A 4,293-nucleotide genomic window follows, 5' to 3' on the forward strand; every position below is an offset into this window, starting at 1 on the left:
TGGTGATGGCGACCGCCTCGCGCCAGGAGGCGGTCGCCATCACCACCGACCTCTACGCCGAGGCCCGCCAGACCCGGCTGGGCGCGGAAAAGTTCATGACCGACGGGCGTCACACCGGCACCGGCGGCGGCAACCACGTGGTCATGGGCGGGCTCACCCCGGACGATTCGCCCTTCCTGCGCCGGCCGGACCTGCTCAAGAGCCTGGTGCTGTACTGGCAGCGCCACCCGGCGCTCTCCTACCTGTTCTCCGGGCTCTACATCGGCCCGACGAGCCAGGCGCCGCGCATGGACGAGGCGCGCCACGACGGGCTCTACGAGCTGGAGATCGCCCTGGCGCAGGTGCCGGGGCCCGACCAGCCCAACATCCCACGCTGGCTGGTGGACCGGGTGTTCCGCAACATCCTCGTGGACGTGACCGGCAACACCCACCGCTCCGAGATCTGCATCGACAAGCTCTACTCGCCGGACGGCCCCACGGGCCGCCTCGGGCTGCTTGAGTTCCGCGCCTTCGAGATGCCGCCGGACCCGCGCATGAGCCTCGCCCAGCAGTTGCTGCTGCGCGCCATCGTCGCCTGGCTCTGGCGCGAGCCGCAGACGGGAGGCTGTGTCCGCTGGGGCACGGGGCTGCACGATCGCTTCATGCTCCCGCATTTCCTCTGGGCGGACTTCCTCGACGTGCTGGATGACCTGGGGCGGGCGGGCTACGCTTTCGACCCGGCGGCCTTCGAGGCGCAGAGCCTGTTCCGCTTCCCCGTCTTCGGGCAGGTGGAGCATGGCGGGGTGCGCCTGGAACTGCGCCAGGCGCTGGAGCCGTGGCACGTGATGGGCGAGGAGGGGACCAGTGCCGGCACCGTCCGCTTCGTCGACAGCTCCGTCGAGCGCCTCCAGGTCAAGGTCGAAGGCTTCGTGCCGGGCCGCCACGTCATCGCCTGCAACGGGCGGCGCCTGCCGATGACCGGCACCGGCACGGTGGGCGAGGCCGTGGCCGGCCTGCGCTTCAAGGCGTGGCAGCCGGCCTCCTCGCTGCACCCGACGATCCCCGCCCACGCGCCGCTGACCTTCGACATCCTCGATGCCTGGAGCGGCCGGTCGCTCGGCGGCTGCCGCTACCACGTCGCCCATCCGGGCGGGCGCAACTACGAGACCCACCCGGTCAACGCCTACGAGGCCGAGGGGCGGCGCCTCGCCCGCTTCCAGCCGCACGGCCACACGCCGGGACGGATCGAGATGCCCCGCGAGGAGGTCACGCCCGAGTTCCCCCTCACCCTCGACCTGCGGGTTCCGGCACCGCGATGACACCGGCCGGGGCGGCACTGGAGGCGGCCCGGGCCATCGAGGCCGGCGGGGAGGATGCGACCCTCCGCCTCGCCCGCTGGACGGCGGGCTACCGGCCGCAGGCCGGCCTGCCGGACGAGTACCTCGACGCGGGCGGGCAGGCGCGCGGTGCCTGGCCGCGCCTGCTCGACCGGCTCGGGCGCCTGCCCGAGACGGAGATCATGGCCCGCTTCGTCTCGGCGGAGCGCCACATCCGCGATGCGGGCATCTCCTTCCGGATCTACGGCGACCAGCGCGAGCATGCCTGGCCGCTCGGCTCCCTGCCCCTGGTGATCGAGGCCGCCGAGTGGCGGGCCCTGAGCGAGGGCCTGATCCAGCGCGCCGAGCTGATGGAGGGTATCCTCGCCGACGTGTACGGGCCGGGCCGCCTCGTCTCCGAGGGGCTGCTGCCGGCGGCCGTCGTGGCCGGCAGCCCCGAATTCCTGCGCCCGCTCCACGGGGTCGCGCCGCCGGGCGGGCGCTACCTCAAGCTCTACGCCGCCGACATCGGCCGCGGGCCGGACGGGCGCTGGCGGGTGCTGGCCGACCGGACGCAGGCGCCCTCGGGCCTCGGCTACGCCCTGGAGAACCGGATGGTGCTGGCCCGCACCTTCCCGGACGTGTTCCACGACCTCCACGTCGAGCGCTTCCCGGCCTTCTTCCAGGCCTTTCGCGATGGGCTGGTGGCAGGCGCCGAGCGGGCGGACCCGCGCATCTGCCTGCTGACCTCGGGCCCCTACAGCTCCACCTACGTCGAGCAGGCCGCGCTCGCCCGCTACCTCGGGCTGATGCTGGTGGAGGGCGACGACCTCGTGATGCAGGACGGGCGGCTGCACGTGCGCACCGTCTCCGGCCTGAAGCGGGCCGACGCCCTCTGGCGCCGGATCGACGGGGACTACCTCGACCCCCTCGAACTGAACCCGGCCTCGCGGCTGGGCGTGCCCGGCCTGATCGAGGCCCTGCGCAACGGCAGCCTGGTGATGGCCAACATGCCGGGCTCCGGCATGGTCGAATCCGGGGCGCTCGCCCCCTACCTCCCGGCCATCGCCGACCGGCTGCTGGGCGAGCCCCTGCGGCTGGCCAGCCCCCGCGCCTGGTGGTGCGGCGACCCGGACGGGCTCGCCCACGTGCGCGAAAACCTCGACGCCCTGACCCTGCGGCCGGCCGCCACGCCCCAGCGCGGGGCGGGGCGCGACGCCATCCTCGGCCCCCATGCCCTGGCCGCCGAGCGCGAGCGCGTCGTGGCGGCCCTGCGGGACCGGCCCTTCGACTACGTCGGCCAGGAGGCCGCGCCCCTCTCGACCATGCCGGGCTGGGAGCGCACGGACCGGGGCCTGCGCCTCGTGCCGCGCCCCTTCGCCCTGCGGGTCTTCGCCACCCGGACCGCGGCCGGCTGGCAGGTGATGCCCGGCGGCTTCTGCCGCGTCTCCGAGCGCGAGAACGTCGACCCGATCGAGATGCGCCTCGGCATCCGCGCGGCCGACGTCTGGGTGCTGTCGGAGAAGCCCGTCGACACCCGCAACCTCGCCCAGCAGGCCACGCCCCGGGTGCGCCGGATCGCCGGGCACCTGCCCTCGCGGGCCGCCGACGGCCTGTTCTGGTTCGGGCGCTACGTCGAGCGGGCCGAGGCCGTGATCCGCCTCGTCCTGGCGCACCTGCGCAGCGTCGGCGACGCGGTCGCCACCGACATGACCGGGGATGCCGACGCGCCGACGGCCCTGCGCATCCGCGCCCTGCTGGAGGAATGGGGGGCGGCCAGCGCCGCCGACCTGCCGACGGCCCCCCTGGCCCAGGAGGCCCTGATCGGACGCGAGGTTCCGGGCTCGGCCCATGCCCACATCCTCTCGGCCCGGCGCAACGCGGCGGGCCTGCGGGCGCGCCTGTCCGGCGAGGCCTGGCGGGTGCTGGCCGACCTCGGCGACCTGCTCGCCCTCGACCCGGCGCGGGACTTCACCGAATCGCAGCTGCTCGGCCGGGCGGAGCGGGCCCTCAGCCACATCGCGGCCCTCTCGGGCCTGACCCACGAGAACATGAGCCGGGCGGCGGGCTGGCACTTCGTCGACCTCGGCCGGCGCATCGAGCGGACGATCAACACCTGCGCCTTCGCCCTCACCTTCGCCCACGACGAGGCCACCCCCGACTGCCTCGGGGTGATGCTGGCGCTCACCGACTCGCAGATCGCCTACGGGGGCCGCTACCTCCAGGGGGTGGCCCTGGACCCGGTGCGCGACATGGTGCTGCTCGACCCCTACAACCCGCGCTCCTGCGCCTTCCAGGCGGAGGCGATCGCGCGCCACCTCGCCGAACTGCCGGCGATCGCGTCCGACGGCATCCCCGAGCCGCAGCGCCGCCTGGCCTCGCGCCTCCTGGCCGAGTTCCGCAGCGGCGAGGCCGCCGACTTCGACGCGGTGCGGATGACGGCCCTGGAGGCCGACCTGGAGCGGCTGGCCGATTCCATCGCCGGGCGCTACTTCCCCAACGGCCCGCACGCCCTGCGGCCGGAAAAGCTCGCGGGCCTCGCGTGATCTACACGCTGCGCCACCGCACCACCTACCGTTACGGCAGGGCCGTGCGTTTCGCCCGCTGCTCCCTGCGGCTCAAGCCCCGCGACGGCGAGGGCCAGAGCGTGCTGGAGAGCGCGGTGACGATCGATCCGAGCCCCGCCTCGGCCCTGATCCGGCGCGACTATTTCGGCATCGAGACCCTGGCGATCACCCTGGACGCCCCCCACACCGAGTTCCGCGTCGAGGCCCTGTCGCGGGTCAAGGTGGAGCGCGGGCCCCCGCCCGAGCCCGAGGCCGGCCGGCCCTGGGAGGCGGTGCGCGATCGCGCGATCGCGCAGCCGGACCTCGGGCCGGACGCGCCGGTGCACTTCCTGTTCCCGAGCGCGCGTGTGCCCCTGGTGCCCGCGGTGACGGACTACGCCCGCGCGAGCTTCCGCCCCGTAGGCGCTGCGGCCGGGGCGGAAGCTCGCGCG

The 4,293-nt window shown here is 74.6% G+C and carries 3 protein-coding genes; all 3 read left to right on the forward strand.

Features of this window, described 5'->3' with window-relative positions; translation table 11 throughout:
• Positions 1–1,298: transglutaminase family protein (locus tag COGEMETH_RS24300; protein WP_238185244.1), on the forward strand; the 1,298-nt coding region annotated here is incomplete at its 5' end.
• Positions 1,295–3,841, forward strand: coding sequence for a circularly permuted type 2 ATP-grasp protein (locus COGEMETH_RS24305; protein WP_238185245.1), 2,547 nt, complete (start codon positions 1,295–1,297; stop codon positions 3,839–3,841). The genes COGEMETH_RS24300 and COGEMETH_RS24305, both read left to right, overlap by 4 nt.
• Positions 3,838–4,293, forward strand: a 456-nt coding sequence (locus tag COGEMETH_RS24310) for a transglutaminase N-terminal domain-containing protein (protein ID WP_283215046.1), incomplete at its 3' end; no start/stop codon positions are given. The genes COGEMETH_RS24305 and COGEMETH_RS24310, both read left to right, overlap by 4 nt.

The sequence above is a fragment of the Methylobacterium trifolii genome (genome assembly GCF_022179685.1).
Lineage (GTDB): Bacteria > Pseudomonadota > Alphaproteobacteria > Rhizobiales > Beijerinckiaceae > Methylobacterium > Methylobacterium trifolii.

Excerpts from the sequence above, each read along its gene's own strand:
- COGEMETH_RS24305 (WP_238185245.1), top strand. The coding sequence starts at position 1,295 with ATGACACCGGCCGGGGCGGCACTGGAGGCGGCCCGGGCCATCGAGGCC.